Consider the following 16,869-nt stretch of genomic DNA (forward strand, 5'->3'; position numbering starts at 1 on the left):
TTCAGCCCCTGTCCGACGACGACATCCCGATCGAAGCGAGGTAGTCGTGGCTTTCCCTGGCATTGCTGAGCGGCGACGCATCGCCGGTGGGATCGACGTCTTGCTCGACAACGGCCATCCCACGGTAGCCGATAGCATCGAGCGCATCGCGAACTTCGACGAAGTCGACGACGCCCTTGCCCAATGGGCAGAAGATGCCGCGGGCGATCGCATCGAAGAATCCGGTCTTGTCGGCGACGCACGCCGCGTGAACGTCCCTGTCGATGTTCTTGAGGTGCATGTGGCCGATACGGCTGCCATACCGCCGGATCAGGGCGATCGGGTCGATCCCGGCATAGGCGGAATGCCCGGTGTCGACGCAAAGGCCAACCAAGTCCTCCGGAAGGTCCGACATGGCGCGGTCGAGTTCATCTTCATATTCGATGTAGCAGCCCGCGTGGGCATGGAGGTAGGATTTAACTCCGTACTCGTTCTTCGCGATCTTCGCGAGCTCGACGATACGGCCGATCATGGCCTTCCAATCCTCTGACGAAAGACGCGGAGCGTCGCTGGGGCGGCCAGCGTATTTGCCGCGCTCGTCGGACACGCAGTCGATGATGACGAGCCGGGGGGCGTCGAGATCCTTGAGGATCGAGCATGTGCGTCTCGTCTTGTCGACAATGCCATCGAACGCGCGGGCATCCGTGAGCGGATCGAAGAGACCGCCCGCCGAGAGCCGAAGATTTCTCTTCGAAAGCTCGTTCTTAAGCTGGGAGGGATCTGTCGGGAAAAATCCGACTGGCCCGAGATCGATGGCGGAGAAACCTGCCGACGCCGCTTCGTCGAGCACTTTCGTCCATGCCGGATTCTCCGGACGGTCAGCGAAATCGATGCCCCATGAGCATGGGGCATTGGCGAGCTGGTATGCGGCGGTCATCAGGCAATCTCCTCAGTCTTCACCCATCGGCCTTCGTCGGCCGAAACAAGAACCGCTTCGACCACGCGGTCGACGGTGTATCCAAACTCGAAATCCGCGATCCAGCTCTGGCCGGAGATGACGGACTCGATCAGCCGACGCGCTTCGATGATCTTCAGATCATTGTAACCGAGTGGATTTCCCTGAAGTCCGAAGAAGGCCGCATAGTCCGGGTGCTGCGGAGCCACGAGAACGCGCTTGTAGCCTCGCTCTGCCGGATCGTCGGTCTGACGGTAGAAGTTCAGCTCATTCATGCGCTCCTGGTCGAAGAACAGCGCGCCTTTGGTGCCCTGGATTTCGTATGAGAGGTAAAGCTTGCGACCCGTCCCGATGCGGCTCGCTTCCAGATAGCCGGAAGCGCCATTCTTGAAGCGGCAGATGAAGTGCGCAAGATCGTCGTTTTCGACGGTGCGCTCTGCGCCTTTTGCGTCGCGGCGCTTGGCATGAAGGATCTGGCGCGCGCCACTTACTTCCGTCACCTCACCGACAAGATAATGCGCGAGGCTCAGGACATGGCTTGCCATATCGCCGAGAGCGCCCGCCTTGCCTGCGGCAGTCGCGTCCGTCCGCCAGGTAAACGGGAAACTCTCATCGACCATGTAGTCGTTGTCGAATGTGCCTCGGAAATGGAAGATCTCGCCCAGATCCCCGTTTTCGATAAGCTGCCGGGCGTAGGCCTGGATCGGGCTGCAAAGATAGTTGAACCCGACAAGCGTGACGACGCCAGCCTTCTTGGCGGCTTTGTGCATGGCACGCGCCTCGGCCGCCGTATTCGCCATCGGCTTTTCGCAGTACATGTGCTTGCCAGCCGCGATTGCCGCGAGAGCGATCTCAGGATGAGCATCGTTCGGCGTCGTGATGTCGATGACATCGATCTCGGGATCGTTGACGATGCTTGTCCAGTCGCTTGTATATCGCTCGACGCCAAACCGCTCGGCAAATCCCTTCGCGGCAGGTTCGTTGACATCCGCCACAGCCACGATCTTCAGGGTGGCAGGCTCCGTCCCGAATATCCGGGTCGCATTCTCAAAGGCAGCCGCATGGGCACGTCCCATCCAGCCTGCGCCGATGAGACCTATTTTGATAACGGTCACTTTGCTTCTCCGTAGTAGTACTAGATTGTTCCGCCGAGCTCGTCCGAGAGGCTCTGTAATTCCTTGCCGCCCGCCATCAGATTCTGCAGCTCGTCGATGGCGATCTCGTCCTTCTTGAAAACGCCGACGGTCTTGCCGCGGTTGAGAACAGTGAAGCGGTTCCCGACCGCGTAGGCATGACGGACGTTGTGGGTGATGAAGATCACTCCCAGCCCCTTCGACCGGACGGCATCGATGTATTTCAAGACCATCGACGTCTGCGCAACGCCGAGTGCGGACGTGGGTTCATCGAGGATGAGAACCTTCGCACCGAAGTACACGGCGCGGGCGATGGCGACGCACTGACGTTCGCCACCCGACAGGGTACCGACCGCCTGGTTCGGGTCGCGGACATCGATCCCGATCTTCATCATCTCGTCGTGGGTGACCGTATCCGCGAACTTGCGGTCGAACCAAGAAATCGGCCCCAGTCGCTTCAGTGGCTCGCGTCCCATGAAGAAGTTCCGGCTCACCGACATCAGCGGGATCATTGCGAGGTCCTGGTAGACCGTGGCGATTCCGGCATCGAGCGCATCGCGCGGACTGCCGAATTCAACCGGCTCGCCGTCCACCAAGAACTCGCCGGAGGTGGGTTTGTGAACACCCGACAACGTCTTGATCAGCGTAGATTTGCCTGCGCCGTTGTCGCCCAAAAGGCAGAGCACCTCTCCAGCCCGTACGCTTAATGAAACGCCATTCAGCGCGATCACCGCTCCAAAGTGTTTGACCAAATCTCTGATCTCGATGAAGGGCGTCGTTGTGTCTGAGTTTTGACGATGTAACATAGATTTTCTCCTCAACGCTCGCCAGTTACGCGCTTGCGGATGATGTTGTTGAAGAGAACGGCAAGCAGAAGCATGCCGCCGAGGAAGACCTGATACCAGTCCTGGTCAATCTGCGTGTAGGTGAGGCCGATGAGGACCATACCGAAGATGATGGAGCCGAAGAACGCCCCGATCGCTGAGCCATAACCGCCCGTCAGAAGGCAGCCACCGATGACAGCGGCGATGATCGCTTCGAATTCCTTCTGGAAACCGCGACGCGCGTCTGTTGATCCAGCATCGAGAACCGTCAAAATGGCAACCAAAGCCGCCGCGCAGGCGGTCATGATGAACAGGATGGTCTTGACGCGAGCCACCGGAACGCCGGAATTGCGAGCCGCATTGGCGTCGCCGCCGGCAGCGAAGATCCAGTTGCCGAATCCCGTGCGGATGAGCAGATAGGTGGCCGCCAGCGCGATGACCAGGAACCAGATGAGCTCAACTGGAACACCGGGGACCGTCGGAGAGCCATTGGGAAACTTGGAAATGACGTCCTTGTCCGCGAGGTACTGGAAGAACCCCTTAAAGGCGTCTCCGGAGAAGATCGGCGCCAAGGGACTGCCGGCGACGGCGTCCTTGATCCCGCGCATTTGAGTTGCGCCGCCCGTCGCCCACTTCAGACCCACCAGGGAAAGGCCGCGCAGTACAAACAGAAAGGCGAGTGTCACGATGAAGGATGGCAGTCCGGTTCGCATGACGATCTGGGCGTTGGTGATCCCCAGAAGGGCGGCCACGGCAAGAGTCATGAGGATTGCAAGGCTGAGCGGCAGCCCCCATGCGACAACCGCGGTCCCGAAAATCATACCGCTGAATGCGATCATCGAGCCGATCGACAGGTCGAACTCGCCGCCGATCATGAGAAGAGCGGCAGCAACGGCCAGAATACCGAGCTGTGAGGCAGGCGCCATGAAATTCATCACGCCCGCCAGGGTGAACATCTGAGGGCTTGCGGTCGTGAGGAAAAACACGAAGACAAAGATCAGGCCCGCGAGCGCCCCAAGTTCAGGCCGCCGGATAAGCGATGCCATCAATGAAATGCGGATCAATCGTTCGTCTTTCGCACCATGAGGTGCCTTGGTTATGTCAACCATTTTTCGTCTCCCGATCAGGCATGGACGGCTCCAACACCATCCATGCCTTCTCTCATGCTATCGGATTGATTTCTTGGCGAGTTCGAGCACCTGTGGCGCTTCCTTGGCAGTGATGAACTTCGGTCCGCTTTCGATCAGATCGTTCGTCGGCATCAGCCCGTAGCGGATGTAGTTCGTCAGAAGGACCGTGCTGAGGTAGCCGTGGAAGAACGGCTGGTGTTCGACCGCGAACGACGCCTTGCCATCGATGATGGCCTGCAGGAAGCCCGGTGAAAGGTCAAAAGAAACGACCTTTACCTTGGTGTTGCCCGTTGTCTGAACCGCATCAACTGCGGGTTCGCCGGCCTGGCCGGCGCTAAGCGCGACGATGGTATCAATCTGCGGATCGCTGGCCAGCGCTGCCGTGACCTTCGACTTTACTTCCTGGAAGTCATTGGTTGTCGGCAACACAGTGACCGGTCCTCCGAAACCGTCGGCCACACCGCGGCAACGGTCGTCGAGGGCCGTGTTGCCGACTTCGTGGTTGATGCAGATCGCCTTCTTCTGGCCAAGCTCCTTGAGCTTCTCGCCGACACGCTTGCCGGCCGGATATTCGTCCTGACCAATGTGGATCAAAGTGCCGAAGCTTTTTGCGACAGTTGCACCCGAGTTGACCGAGACCACCGGAATGCCCGACGCAACGGCGGTTTTGATGGCGTCCTTCAGTGCATCGGCATCCGGGATGGTCACGATGATCCCATCGGGCTTCTGGTTGACCGCCGAGGTTATCAGCTCGGACATGCGGACCATGTCGAACGTCTCCGGAGCCACGTAGTCAAACTTCACGCCCATCTGCTTGGCGGCCATGTCGCCACCGTTCTTGACGATGTTCCAGTACGGATCGTTCGCAAGGCCGTGGCTGATCATGATGATGCGTTCCTCGGCGAAGCTGCTGGTCGCAGCTCCAATCAGTGCCGCGCCAGCAAGAACCGCGATCTTCATAAAGTTTTTCATGCCATTCTCCTCCCACGATGGAGATGGTGCATCCCGTGCACCATCAGTTACCCGCACTATTTGCGGACATTCACTCTCGCTCCGCTCGCCTCCGCGTTGAGAGCCGATTTCAGAAGGTTTGCGTCGCTGTTTGGAACGACGAAGTCGAAGCCCTCGCTGCTGCGGCGCGCTGCGACGGCGCTCGACGGGCAAAAGATCCCAGCATGCTTGCCGTGTTTTCTTGCAACCGAAAGGCAGCGCAGGATTGCTTCCCGCACGGTTTCGTCCGTCGGATCGCCGAGCGTGCCTTTTCCCAAGGCGAGCCCCAGGTCGTTCGGGCCGACGAAAATCCCATCGAGCCCATCAACCGCACAGATCTCGTCGAGTGCATTCAAGCCCTCCAGCGTTTCGATCATGCCCAAGCGAACGATCGATCTGTCAGCATGCTGGAAATAGTCGGCGCCGCCGTAGAGAAGCCCGCGAGCTGGACCGAAACTGCGGTTCCCAAGAGGCGGATATCGCGTCGCCGCAACAAAGGCCTCCGCTTCCCTAGCGCTGTTGATCATCGGGCAGATGATCCCAAACACGCCCGCGTCCAATGCCTTCATGATGACTGGTGGATCGCACGACGGAACACGCACCATCGGCGTTGCCGGGGTTGCCGAAATCGCCTGCAGCATCGAGATCATGGTCCGAACGTCTGTCATGCCGTGCTGAAGGTCGACGAGGACACAATCGTATCCCGACCATCCTGCGATTTCTGCGGTGTAGGCATTTCCGATCGAGAGCCAAGCGGACACGACCGCTTCGCCACGTTCCCAGACATCGCGGATGTTGTTATTTCGCATCGACGGAAACCTTCAGAACGGATCGATTGACCACCAGTTGCGGATCGAGGTTTCCGTCGATGCCTGCAAGCGCATTGCGCGCAGTCATCACGCCCATTGCGATCAGCGATTCCTCGGTGAGCGCGGCCGAGTGCGGGCTGAGGACGACCCGCTCTTCCGAGACCAGGCGATCGGTCGTGGGGAGCGGCTCCGTCGCGAAGGTGTCCAGGCCCGCCGCCCGCACTTGTCCGTCCGCCAGCGCATCGCCGAGCGCGTCTTCATCGATGATCCCGCCGCGAGCGGTATTGATGATGATGGCGCCGCGCTTCAACTGTCTGAGGGCGTCGGCGTCGATGAGATTGCGCGTCGTATCCGACAGAGGAATATGAAGAGTGACGACGTCTGCTGCGGCCAAGCCATCTTCGAGGCTATCCACGAAGGTGGCACCCTCGACTTCGGAACGCTTGGCATAAGGATCGTAGACGACGATATCCATGCCGAAGCTCGCGGAACGTTTCGCCACTTCGCGTCCGATGCGTCCAAAGCCCACAACGAGGAGCGTACGTCCACGCAACTCTATCCCGATCAGTCTCGACCGTGCGGCAAAATCCCCCCGGCGGACGGCTGCATCGAGCTGGACGCCGGACTTGGCCGCGGCCAGCATGAGAAACATAGTCTGTTCGGCTACGGAGATGGCGTTTACGTCGCCGACGACGGTGACCGGAATTCCGCGCGAGGTGCAGTAGTCGATCGGGATGTTGTCGTAGCCGACGCCATGCCTCGATACGATTTTCAGGTTCGGTGCCGCAGCAAGGACATCCGCCGGTAGCGGGGCATCGCGGACAGTGATGGCGTCGGCATCGCCGACGTGCTTCAGGAGATTGTCCCTGGAAAAATCGGCAACGACTTCATACGAGACGTCGGTTCGCTGGTCGAACAGGCGCAGAGCTTCTGGCCGAAGCGGCTGCACAACAAGTATCTTCTTCAATTCAGTCCTCCCTCACCAACGCCTTCCCAAGGGCGGCACCGAGGAACCGGACGGAGCGAGCTTCTCGCGAAGACACGCAGTCCGATCCTTCAGCCAACCTGAGAAACTCAATTCCGGCCGATGCCGCTCAAGCGGCGCGTATCCGATGACACGACCAGCCTCCTCCAGGTCCCAGCGCATTCCGTCGTTGCGAGAGACGATGTTGATCGCGTGGAAACCTTCGTACCGGGAGGTAACCGACTTCTCGACAGCCTGCGCCCAGTCCTGATTTCCGAGCCACATCTGCTGGCCCCATGTGCCGAATGCCATCTGTGGGCCGGGCTTGTTCTCGCCCGGCTGGCAATAGCCGATCCGAAGCGACAGAAACGCCATGCCCGTCTCGTCACTGACCATGCGGCCATAGCGTTCAACGAAGAGCTTCGAAGCGCCGTATGGATTGACGGGCCGCGGCGGCAGCGCCGAATTCAGCCGATCCTTCCCGAAGCGATATCCACCGAGTACCCAGTTGGAACTGGCAAAGACAAACCGCTTGACAGCCGCATGTCGCGCTGCGCGCAAGACATTGAGCGCAAGATCGATGTTGAGAGGCGACACGGTGTCCCAATCCCCGGCGGCGCGCGGGTCGGCGGCTAGATGCAGAACTGTGTCGACGCCCTTGAAGTGTTCAACCCAGGCTTCGTCGTAGACCTCGAGGTTTGCTGTGATGACCTCGGGATCAGCACCACCGTTTCGGCCGATGCGCGTCAACGACACACCCTCCACCGATTGGAGCGCCATCGTCGCCTTGTGCCCGAGGTTTCCCGTCGATCCCGTCATGAGAACGCGGGTCGTGGTCGGCGCTGACATCCGTCAGACTCCCTTGCGCTGGTGCTTGCGTTGAGCTTCCTGTGCGTCACGCGCCGTGGCGATCGAGTGACGGTTTGTCACCTCCGGCATCCCGACATCCCACCAGGAGCCGCCGTCCATCCACTCGTACGGATGCGTGCGAAGCGCGATGACGTAAGTACGATCGCTCTGGCGCGCGCGACCGATCGCCGCCTCGAGCTCTTCGATCGTCGTGACGTTTTCGGATTCCGCGCCCATCGAACGGGCGTGCATGGCGAAGTCGATACGCGGGACCTCGCCGGCATGTTTCGACGAAGCGAGAAGATTGTTGAATTCCGCCCCGCCTTTTCCAGTCTGCAGGCGATTGATGACGGCGAATCCGCCGTTATCGCAGACGATGCAAATAATCTTGTTGCCCGTGAGAACCGATGAATAGATGTCGGAGTTCAACATCATGTAGGAGCCGTCACCCAGCATGGCGATGATCTCCCGCTCAGGGTTTGCGATCTTCTGGCCATAGGCTCCGGCGATCTCGTAACCCATGCAGGAAAACCCGTATTCGGATTCGAACGTCCCAACCCCGATGGACTTCCAAGTGCAATAAAGCTCGCCTGGAAGACCGCCGGCCGCGGATACGATCACATCATCCGGCTTCGCATTCCGCTGAACCGCGCCGATGACCTGCGGATAATTCGGGACATCCTGGTTCGTCCGGCCCGTGCGCTGTTCAACAATGGCGTCCCAGGCTTCCTTTTCCCGGACGGCCTCGTCGGCCCAAGCGGCCGGAGCAAGCCAGTCACCGAGTTTCGCTGTGATGGCTTCCAGCGACAACTTCGCATCTCCGACGACGGGTTGCGCCATGTGCTTGTTGGCATCGAAGCGGTTTGCATTCAGCGACAGGAACTTGACATCCGGATCTCGGAACACGCTCCAGGAACCGGTGATCATGTCCGCCAGCCTCGTGCCGATCGCGATTACCAGATCAGCCTTCTGGCCGATATTGTTTCCAGCGTTTCCGCCCATGACACCAATCGACGCGATGTTGAGCCGATGGTTATGAAGAAGTGCGGATCTGCCCATGATCGTCTCTGCGACCGGGATGCCGAAGCGATCGCTGAAATCTGCGAGCTCGTCAGTGGCGCCAGAATAATGAACGCCACCTCCAGCAATGATCAACGGCCGTTTTGCTTCCTTGATCAGGCGGACAGCAGCGTCGATTTGATGATCAGCGGCCGGATAACGTGGGATCTTGTGCACACGCTCGGCGAAAAAGGATTCCGGATAGTCGAAGGCCTCTCCTTGCACATCCTGGGCAAGCGAGATGGTGGCGGGACCACAAGCGGCCGGATCGAGCATCAGAGCAACTGCCTGCGGCAGGGAATTGAGGATCTGCTCCGGGCGAGTGATGCGATCGAAGAATGACGAGACCGCCTTGAAGGCGTCGTTGGTCGTCAGCGACATATCGTGGAAATGCTCGACCTGCTGGAGAACCGGATCCGGAAGGCGCGAGGCGAAGTTGTCACCGCACAGAAAGAGGACCGGAAGGCGATCGGACATCGCGACGCCAGCGGCCGTCACCATGTTCGAGGAGCCAGGACCAACCGACGCCGAGCATACATGGATCTGCTTGCGGCGACGGGCGCGGGCATAGGCCACTGCCGCGAGCGCCATCGACTGCTCGTTCTGGCCGCGATAGGTCGGAAGTTCGTTCTGCACCTCCTCGAGAGCGGAACCGAGGCAGGTCACATTCCCATGCCCGAAGATCGCATGGACGCCGGCGAAGAGCGGGAGGACATCGCCCTCATCTTCGATCCTCTGCGCGATTAGAAAACGAACAATCGCCTGCGCGAGCGTCAACCGAACGGTACTCATGAATTTCCTCCTTCAGGCGCCTCTAATCAGATCGCGTGACGTTAGCGACCGCTGGCCGCTATTCACTGCTGCGACTGATCACCTCCTCATCTGTCTTCGCGTCCATCGACGAACGTCTTCGGAAGCGATGGCGATACATATTTCACATCCAAAACACGCTGTCAACATATCGCGCAATTGTGCGATTATCGCACATTGACATGATATCAAGGACGTGAGATTAGATGCTCATGGACAATGACATTCAAAAGCGCGACTTCGCGCAGACCCTCGCGAGAGGCCTGAACTGCTTGGAAAAGCTGGCCGAAACGGATGCTCCGGCAACATGCACCGAGGTCGCTCGCGCGATGGATGTCAGCCGCGCCGCGGCCCGAAGGATATTGCTTACATTGGAGAGCCTGGGATACGTGAAGGAGGAGCGCGGTCTATACGCTTCCACACCAAAGGTCCTATCGCTTGGACGGGGCGTGCTTCATCGGACGAATGTCTGGACGGCGGCGTCCTCGATCATCATGCGTCTTGCCGATGAGTTGAACGAACCTTGTTCTATTTCGGTGCTGGAAGGGCTCGACATCCTGTTCGTCAACCGCGACGCCACGCGCCGGATCTATACGTCTCGGCTGGGTGTCGGCGATCGCCTTCCCGCCCACTGTTCGGCCAGTGGCAAGATGCTGCTTGCTTCATTACCTTTCAACGAATTGGACCAAAGGCTCGACGGTGTCACTCTGCGTAAACAGGGGCCTGCCTCCATTACGGATGTCGATATCCTGAAATTGAAACTGGGCGAGGCTCGGCAGGCCGATTTCGCAACTGCAGTCGATGAGATGGAGAACGGCACCATCTCGATAGCCGTTCCACTTCGCGAGAGGGGCGGTCGCGTCGTAGCTGCGATGAGCGTTGCGTCTCACCGAGACCGGATGGCACCTGGGGAGTTGGAAGAAAGAATTCTGCCGCCGCTCCGACGTTCCGCGCGGGAGGTTCAAGACATATTGCGAGATTACCAAGATCGAAACTGGGCGGTACTTTAGAAGGCGCCCGGCGGCGGCAACGAAACTAGACTTGAAGTCAGCTAGGTGCAACCGTCATCAAAGTCGAGCCCCTCTCCGGTGGCAAGAGAAACCGTGTATCCAGTCGAGATCCGGACCATCGGCGAAAAAAGGTCGAAGACGAGTTGGCTTCGCCGAAATGCAAGTTCTTTCCTTCGAGAACCTCTTTACACCGGCCGTCGCACGAACCGCTGGCGCCAAGCATCACGGACATAGAAGCCACCTTTCGGCAGGAATTTGAAGGGATGACAGTCGATGCTGTGATATTGGAAGATTTGCTGGAGGCGAGGAAGCGGCTGCTCGCCGATATTCGCGACAAGCTGGCCCCTACGATCTTACTAGTTATTGTCTTTATTCGGCTTCCTCGCCGATTTCCATATAGCGTGCCAATGCCAGGGCGGCATTCAGCATGTGCTCGCGCATGATCAACGCCGCTTCGGTCGCATCACCGCGCATCATTGCACGCAGGATCGCTTCATGTTCAAGGAATGACGCTTCCAATCGCTTCGGTTGACGCAACTGGGTTCTGCGGAATGGCAGGAGCCTTGCACGAAGCCGTATCAACTCATCAAACAGAAACTCATTATGCGCGCCGCGATACAACGTTTCGTGGAAAGATAAATTGAGTTTGTCATATTGTTCAAAGTCGTCGGCCTTCGCTGCAAGCTCGGAAGCCTCGTGAATTTCACGAAGCGCCGCGCGTTCCATGCCTGTTATCCGATGAGTTGCCAGACGGACGCACATGCATTCCATCTCTGCAGTCACTTCGAACATCTCCATGAGCCGCGGCAAAGTCAGCGGCAGGACCGTTGCACCGCGTCGTGGGCGAATCTCAACCAAGCCGATCGCCTCTAACTGACGCAGAGCCTCCCTCACCGGCGTGCGCGAGGCGCCAAAGCGGCTACTCAGTGTTGCCTCGTCCAAACCCGTGCCTGGTCTTATGGCACCGGAGGATATCTCATCCATCAGCACTAGTTTGATGCGCTGGCTGATCGACCCGGCTTCGTCAAATTCTGTCATTTCAAACCTTGCTTCCGAATTGGCGGTCAACCCGTCGGTTTTACACCATCCAATCCGACAGATAGCAATCAATATAAAGCATCAAGCCGCATCCGCCCTGTTCTGCCGGTTGGCAATCAGATCGTCGACAACAGCGGGATCGGCCAGCGTTGAGGCATCGCCAAGCGCGCCGAAATCGTCCTCGGCGATCTTGCGCAGGATGCGGCGCATGATCTTGCCGGAGCGGGTTTTCGGCAGGCCCGGGGCGAACTGGATCTTGTCGGGCGAGGCGATCGGGCCGATTTGGGCGCGAACATGTTTGACGAGCTCCTGGCGCAACGTATCCGAACCCTCCTGACCCGCCATCAGCGTCACGTAGCAATAGATGCCCTGCCCCTTGATCGCATGTGGATAGCCGACAACGGCGGCTTCCGAGACATGCTGGTGCGAGACGAGGGCCGATTCGACTTCGGCCGTGCCGAGCCGGTGGCCGGAGACGTTCAGCACGTCGTCGACGCGGCCTGTGATCCAATAATAGCCGTCCTCGTCACGCCGGCAGCCGTCGCCGGTAAAATATTTGCCCTTGTAGGTGGAGAAATAGGTCTGGATGAAGCGTTCGTGGTCGCCGTAGACCGTGCGCATCTGGCCGGGCCAGCTATCGGCGATGACGAGATTGCCGTCGGCCGCCCCTTCCAGCAGATTGCCCTCATTGTCCACCAATTGCGGCTGGACGCCGAAGAACGGGGTCGTCGCCGAACCCGGCTTCAGGTCGGTCGCACCCGGCAATGGCGTGATCATGTGGCCGCCGGTCTCCGTCTGCCACCAGGTATCGACGATCGGGCAGCGGCCATCGCCGACGACGTTATAGTACCATTCCCAGACTTCCGGATTGATCGGCTCGCCGACCGTGCCGAGCAGGCGCAGGCTGGAGCGCGACGAGCGCTTGACGAAGTGATCGCCGGCACCCATCAGCGAGCGGATCGCCGTCGGAGCGGTATAGAAGATATTGACCTTGTGCTTGTCGATGACCTCCCAGAAGCGGCCCTGATCCGGGAAGTTCGGCACGCCTTCGAACATCAGCGAGGTCGCGCCATTCGCCAGCGGTCCGTAGACGATATAGGAATGGCCGGTCACCCAGCCGACATCGGCCGTGCACCAGTAGATGTCGCCGGGATGATAATCGAAGACATATTCATGCGTCATCGCCGCATAGACGAGATAGCCGCCCGTCGTGTGCAGCACGCCCTTCGGCTTGCCGGTCGAGCCCGACGTATAGAGGATGAACAGCGGATCTTCCGCCTTCATCTTCGCCGGCGGGCAGTCCGGTTTCACCTTGGCGACCTCTTCGTGATACCAGAGGTCGCGACCCGGCGCCCAGCCGGTCTTGCCGCCGGTGCGGCGCACGACCAGCACCTTTTCCACGGTGACATAATGCCGGCCGGCAATGTGGATCGCCGTATCGGTATTGTCCTTGAGCGGCACCGGCTTGCCACCGCGCAGGCCCTCGTCGCAGGTAATGACGAAGGTCGACTGGCAATCGATGATGCGGCCGGCCAGCGCCTCCGGGGAGAAACCACCGAAGACGACGGAGTGCACGGCGCCGATGCGGGCGCAGGCAAGCATCGCATAGGCGGCCTCGGGGATCATCGGCATGTAGATGGTGACGCGATCGCCCTTCTTGACGCCCTGCTTCTTCAGGACATTCGCCAGTCGGCAGACATGCTCGTAGAGCTCGTTATAGGTGATCTTCTTGTCGATATAGGGATTGTCGCCCTCCCAGATGAAGGCCACGTCATCGCCGTGCTTCTTCAGGTGGCGGTCGATGCAATTGTAGGAGACGTTGGTCAGTCCGTCTTCGAACCATTTGATTGAGACCTTGCCCGTGAAAGACGTGTTCTTGACCTTGGTGTAGGGCTTGAACCAGTCGATGCGTTCGCCGTGCTTGCCCCAGAACCTGTCGGGATCCTCGACGCTTTGCTTGTACCATTTCTGATATTTCGCCGCGTCGATCAAAGCGCGCGCTTGAACCGGCTTCGTCACCGGATGAATCTTTTCCGACATCATTTCCTCCTCCCGTGGGCTCGCTGGGGGATCCCGCAGCGGCCTTATCAAGCCTCTAAAATATTCGACATAGGCACCCTCTCAGCATCTTTGTCGCCCAAGTCGTGGATGAGGTTCATGGTGCGGCTTCATCGAGCGATTGCGTCCCAAAGTCATGGTTTAGGTCACCAAACGCACCCATGTCGCCTCGATCTCCCTCAAATCCCTTTCATTGAGCCGCATGCCGGCCGGCATGTTCACGCCACTTCAGCCTCCCACAATCGCCCGTACGGCAAGATAAAGGATCGAAGGTGCGACGAGGCAGCCCAGCCCCGTATGGAACGTCGCAGTCAATGCGCCATAGGGAACGAGACGACGATCGGTCGCCGCCAAACCGCCCGACACGCCGCTGACGGTTCCCATCAGGCCACCGAACACCATGGCGCTACGGGGATTGTCGAGACCGATCGCCCTGGCGACAATCGGGGTTCCGACCATGACAAGGACCGCCTTGAAAACACCGGTCGCGATGGACAGCGCGATCACCGCTGAGCTTGCGCCCAGAGCGGCACCCGTCACAGGTCCCACAATGTAAGTAACGGCACCGGCACCGATCGTCGTTATGGATACGGCATCCGTGTAACCGAAAGCGACGGCGAGCAACGACCCGATGATGAACGGGAGCAGCGTGCCGAGGCCAAGGGCCAGTGCACCGACGGCACCAGCCTTACGCGCCTGCGCAACGTCCACTTCAAAGGCTGTGGCGACGATGGCGAAATCGCGCAGCATGGCTCCGCCCATCAGGCCGATGCCGCTGAGGATGGGAATATCCACAACCCCTTTTTCGCCTCCGGTCCACAGACCAGCGGCAAAGGCTGCCGCGAGCCCCAGAACGATTGCAATGGCTGAGCCGTGGACGCGGCCAAACAGGATATGTTTAGAAATGGCGTTCGACAGCCACATGACCAATCCAACGATCGCAAACGCGGTGAGCAGACTGTTGGCGGTCAAGCCGTGTTTCAAGATCTCCATGAAAGCCTCCCTCAGGCCGCGTTGCCGGAGGTGGCAAGCTCACCCCTGGCCCTCGCTTCGATTTCATCCATCGTTTCGCCTCTCTCGCCGAGACGGCTCATCAGCGCGACGGTCGCGAAGCAAACGAAAACCGTCACGATCCCGGCAATCAGCACCAGCGGACCGCTACGCGCAGCCACCAACACGTTCTGTTGAGCCGCCATGGCAACGACGATCGGAATATAGAGAGCGCCCCAGAACTCGACGCCGAGTTTGAGCGGCAGCGTCAACAGACCCCGCCTGCTCAGCCATAACCGCGTGGCGATGAGCAGGATCATGGCTATGCCGACGCCGCCGACATTCGCCTTTACGCCAAGCACCATCCCCAGGAGGTCACCGAGGATACTCCCCAAGAGGGTACAAAGGGCAAGCATTGCGACACCGGAGATCACCATGGATGATCCTCCCCATATGCGTGCCCGAAGAAATACAAGATCGACATTTGTTCTCCTCCCATGAATACAAAGATGCCGTATATCGAAATTAAAATACACATTATTGCGTTCCTGGCAATTGTATATATAGTGAACGCACGAAAACGCTCTCTTGCGCATACAAAGGGCAATCGAAAATGCGAGATTGGAACACAAAGGGCCGTGAAAGGCTGGCACGTCTAGAAGCCGGCCAGCGCTTCTCTGCCGGCAAGCTTGTCGACCCGCAGCACCTCGTAGCTTTCCTGGAAGCGATCCTGAGACCCGGGGATCGAGTTTGCCTTGAGGGCGACAATCAGAAGCAGGCCGACCTGTTGGCCAAGGCGCTGTCTAAGGTCGATGTCGACAACGTACACGACCTGCATATGGTGCAGTCGGGCGTGGTCTTACCGGAGCATCTCGACATTTTCGAAAGTGGCGTCGCCCGGCGGCTTGATTTTTCCTATTCCGGCCCGCAGTCGGCCCGCATCGCGCGCATGATGTTCGGCGGCCAGATCGAACTGGGTGCCGTTCACACCTATCTGGAACTCTTCGCCCGCTACTTCATTGATCTGACGCCACAGGTGGCCCTCATCGCCGCGGTCAGCGCGGACAAGGCCGGAAATCTCTACACCGGGCCGAATACGGAAGACACGCCAACGGTCGTCGAGGCGACGAGCTTCGGCAAGGGACTGGTCGTCGCCCAGGTGGGCGAGATCGTCGATCGTGTGCCGCGCGTCGACATTCCTGCCGACCAGGTCCATTTCGTGGTGGACGCCAAGCGCCCGTTCTATGTGGAGCCACTGTTCACACGCGATCCCGCGGCCATTACCGAAACACAAATCCTGACGGCAATGCTCGCCATCAAGGGACTATATGCGCCCTATGGCGTGCGTCGCCTCAATCATGGCATCGGCTTTAATACCGCGGCCATCGAACTGCTGCTGCCGACATACGGCGAACGGCTGGGATTGAAGGGCAAGGTCTGCACGCACTGGGCGCTGAACCCTCACCCAACTCTGATCCCTGCCATCGAAGCAGGATGGGTGGAGCAGATTCATTGCTTCGGGTCCGAAGTGGGCATGGAAAACTATATGCAGGCTCGCCCTGACATTTTTTTCACGGGACCCGACGGCTCCTTGCGCTCCAACCGTGCCTTCTGCCAGACCGCCGGACTTTATGCCTGCGACATGTTCATCGGCTCGACCTTGCAGATCGACCTTTCCGGCAACAGTTCGACCGTGACTGGCAGCAGGGTCGCAGGTTTCGGCGGCGCCCCCAATATGGGATCGGACGCCCGAGGTCGGCGTCATCCGAGCGAAGCCTGGTTGCGTGCCGGCAGGGAAGCCGACCCCGCCGCAGCCACCCCTGCCCTGCGTCGAGGACGTAAACTGGTTGTTCAGATTGGCGAGACCTTTGGCGACGGCATGGTGCCGATGTTCGTCGAGCGTTTGGCCGCGTTGGATTTGGCCGACAAGCTGCAACTCGATCTGGCTCCTGTAATGGTTTACGGCGACGACGTCACTCACATTGTAACGGAAGAGGGGATCGCCAATCTGCTGTTGTGCCGTGACAAGGACGAACGGGAGCAGGCGATCCGCGGCGTGGCCGGCTACACCGAAGTCGGTCGCGCCCGGGACCGCAAGATGGTGGAGCACCTGCGTCAGCGCAAAGTCATCCAGCGTCCCGAAGACCTTGGAATAGATCCATTGGATGCCGATCGCAGTCTGCTGGCTGCCCATTCCATCAAAGATCTGATGCTTGCCTCCGGCGGCCTCTACAGGCCGCCCACCCGGTTCCGCAATTGGTGAGGCCGATA

General features: G+C 59.4%; 15 protein-coding genes. 2 read left to right on the forward strand and 13 right to left on the reverse strand.

The features are described from left to right. Position 1 precedes the first annotated feature (1 nt). The 9 genes from QA648_RS30755 to iolD are packed head-to-tail and all read right to left on the reverse strand — an operon-like array spanning position 2 to position 9,484. Positions 2-916 (reverse strand): TIM barrel protein, encoded by a 915-nt coding sequence (locus QA648_RS30755; protein WP_283052716.1) that lies wholly within the window; start codon positions 914-916, stop codon positions 2-4. Next, on the reverse strand, positions 916-2,049 hold the full coding sequence (locus QA648_RS30760) for a Gfo/Idh/MocA family oxidoreductase (RefSeq protein WP_283052717.1): 1,134 nt from the start codon (positions 2,047-2,049) through the stop codon (positions 916-918). Before QA648_RS30760 ends, QA648_RS30755 begins: the two co-directional genes overlap by 1 nt. Positions 2,050-2,069: 20 nt before the next feature. Further along, a complete protein-coding gene (locus QA648_RS30765) occupies positions 2,070-2,873 on the reverse strand; it encodes an ATP-binding cassette domain-containing protein (RefSeq protein ID WP_104827737.1) in 804 nt (267 codons plus the stop codon). A gap of 11 nt (positions 2,874-2,884) precedes the next feature. Then, entirely contained in the window at positions 2,885-4,000 is a 1,116-nt protein-coding gene (locus QA648_RS30770) for an ABC transporter permease (protein WP_104827738.1), read from the reverse strand. A gap of 57 nt (positions 4,001-4,057) precedes the next feature. Then, the gene (locus tag QA648_RS30775) at positions 4,058-4,993 is read right to left on the reverse strand and encodes a sugar ABC transporter substrate-binding protein (protein ID WP_104827739.1); all 936 of its coding nucleotides are present in this window, start codon (positions 4,991-4,993) and stop codon (positions 4,058-4,060) included. A 56-nt stretch (positions 4,994-5,049) separates the two neighbouring features. Beyond that, entirely contained in the window at positions 5,050-5,820 is a 771-nt protein-coding gene (locus QA648_RS30780; protein WP_283052721.1) for an aldolase/citrate lyase family protein, read from the reverse strand. Next, positions 5,810-6,787, reverse strand: coding sequence for a hydroxyacid dehydrogenase (locus tag QA648_RS30785; protein WP_104827741.1), 978 nt, complete (start codon positions 6,785-6,787; stop codon positions 5,810-5,812). The genes QA648_RS30780 and QA648_RS30785 overlap by 11 nt, the downstream gene beginning before the upstream one ends. Before the next feature lie 12 nt (positions 6,788-6,799). Next, positions 6,800-7,633 (reverse strand): NAD(P)-dependent oxidoreductase, encoded by an 834-nt coding sequence (locus QA648_RS30790; RefSeq protein WP_104827742.1) that lies wholly within the window; start codon positions 7,631-7,633, stop codon positions 6,800-6,802. Between the two features lie 3 nt (positions 7,634-7,636). Continuing rightward, positions 7,637-9,484 (reverse strand): 3D-(3,5/4)-trihydroxycyclohexane-1,2-dione acylhydrolase (decyclizing), encoded by a 1,848-nt coding sequence (gene iolD / locus QA648_RS30795; RefSeq protein WP_104827743.1) that lies wholly within the window; start codon positions 9,482-9,484, stop codon positions 7,637-7,639. Between the two features lie 224 nt (positions 9,485-9,708). Between iolD and QA648_RS30800 the strand changes: the two genes are divergently transcribed. Beyond that, positions 9,709-10,512, forward strand: a complete 804-nt coding sequence (locus tag QA648_RS30800; protein WP_283052725.1) for an IclR family transcriptional regulator C-terminal domain-containing protein — start codon at positions 9,709-9,711, stop codon at positions 10,510-10,512. Positions 10,513-10,881: 369 nt separating this feature from the next. Here QA648_RS30800 and QA648_RS30805 read toward each other — a convergent pair whose 3' ends face one another. The 4 genes from QA648_RS30805 to madL all read right to left on the reverse strand — a co-directional run bounded on the left by QA648_RS30805 (position 10,882) and on the right by madL (position 15,035). Next, positions 10,882-11,550 carry a GntR family transcriptional regulator gene (locus tag QA648_RS30805; RefSeq protein ID WP_283052727.1) on the reverse strand — a complete coding sequence of 223 codons (669 nt, stop codon included), beginning with the start codon at positions 11,548-11,550 and terminating at the stop codon, positions 10,882-10,884. 81 nt (positions 11,551-11,631) lie between these two features. Further along, the gene (gene acs, locus QA648_RS30810; protein WP_283054315.1) at positions 11,632-13,590 is read right to left on the reverse strand and encodes an acetate--CoA ligase; all 1,959 of its coding nucleotides are present in this window, start codon (positions 13,588-13,590) and stop codon (positions 11,632-11,634) included. A 246-nt stretch (positions 13,591-13,836) separates the two neighbouring features. Next, a complete protein-coding gene (gene madM / locus QA648_RS30815) occupies positions 13,837-14,601 on the reverse strand; it encodes a malonate transporter subunit MadM (RefSeq protein ID WP_104827747.1) in 765 nt (254 codons plus the stop codon). An 11-nt stretch (positions 14,602-14,612) separates the two neighbouring features. Beyond that, entirely contained in the window at positions 14,613-15,035 is a 423-nt protein-coding gene (gene madL / locus QA648_RS30820) for a malonate transporter subunit MadL (protein WP_104827748.1), read from the reverse strand. Between the two features lie 176 nt (positions 15,036-15,211). On the opposite strand from madL, the gene mdcA reads away from it, so the two are divergent. Continuing rightward, positions 15,212-16,861 (forward strand): malonate decarboxylase subunit alpha, encoded by a 1,650-nt coding sequence (gene mdcA / locus QA648_RS30825; RefSeq protein ID WP_283052728.1) that lies wholly within the window; start codon positions 15,212-15,214, stop codon positions 16,859-16,861. The last annotated feature ends 8 nt before the right edge of the window (positions 16,862-16,869 follow it).

Source organism: Rhizobium sp. CB3171 (genome assembly GCF_029714265.1).
GTDB lineage: Bacteria > Pseudomonadota > Alphaproteobacteria > Rhizobiales > Rhizobiaceae > Rhizobium.

Coding starts and splice junctions, on each gene's coding strand:
- QA648_RS30765 (WP_104827737.1), bottom strand. CDS start 2,873: ATGTTACATCGTCAAAACTCAGACACAACGACGCCCTTCATCGAGATC.
- QA648_RS30800 (WP_283052725.1), top strand. CDS start 9,709: ATGCTCATGGACAATGACATTCAAAAGCGCGACTTCGCGCAGACCCTC.
- QA648_RS30775 (WP_104827739.1), bottom strand. CDS start 4,993: ATGAAAAACTTTATGAAGATCGCGGTTCTTGCTGGCGCGGCACTGATT.
- QA648_RS30770 (WP_104827738.1), bottom strand. CDS start 4,000: ATGGTTGACATAACCAAGGCACCTCATGGTGCGAAAGACGAACGATTG.
- madM (WP_104827747.1), bottom strand. CDS start 14,601: ATGGAGATCTTGAAACACGGCTTGACCGCCAACAGTCTGCTCACCGCG.
- iolD (WP_104827743.1), bottom strand. CDS start 9,484: ATGAGTACCGTTCGGTTGACGCTCGCGCAGGCGATTGTTCGTTTTCTA.
- QA648_RS30790 (WP_104827742.1), bottom strand. CDS start 7,633: ATGTCAGCGCCGACCACGACCCGCGTTCTCATGACGGGATCGACGGGA.
- madL (WP_104827748.1), bottom strand. CDS start 15,035: ATGGTGATCTCCGGTGTCGCAATGCTTGCCCTTTGTACCCTCTTGGGG.
- QA648_RS30780 (WP_283052721.1), bottom strand. CDS start 5,820: ATGCGAAATAACAACATCCGCGATGTCTGGGAACGTGGCGAAGCGGTC.
- mdcA (WP_283052728.1), top strand. CDS start 15,212: ATGCGAGATTGGAACACAAAGGGCCGTGAAAGGCTGGCACGTCTAGAA.
- QA648_RS30755 (WP_283052716.1), bottom strand. CDS start 916: ATGACCGCCGCATACCAGCTCGCCAATGCCCCATGCTCATGGGGCATC.
- QA648_RS30805 (WP_283052727.1), bottom strand. CDS start 11,550: ATGACAGAATTTGACGAAGCCGGGTCGATCAGCCAGCGCATCAAACTA.
- acs (WP_283054315.1), bottom strand. CDS start 13,590: ATGTCGGAAAAGATTCATCCGGTGACGAAGCCGGTTCAAGCGCGCGCT.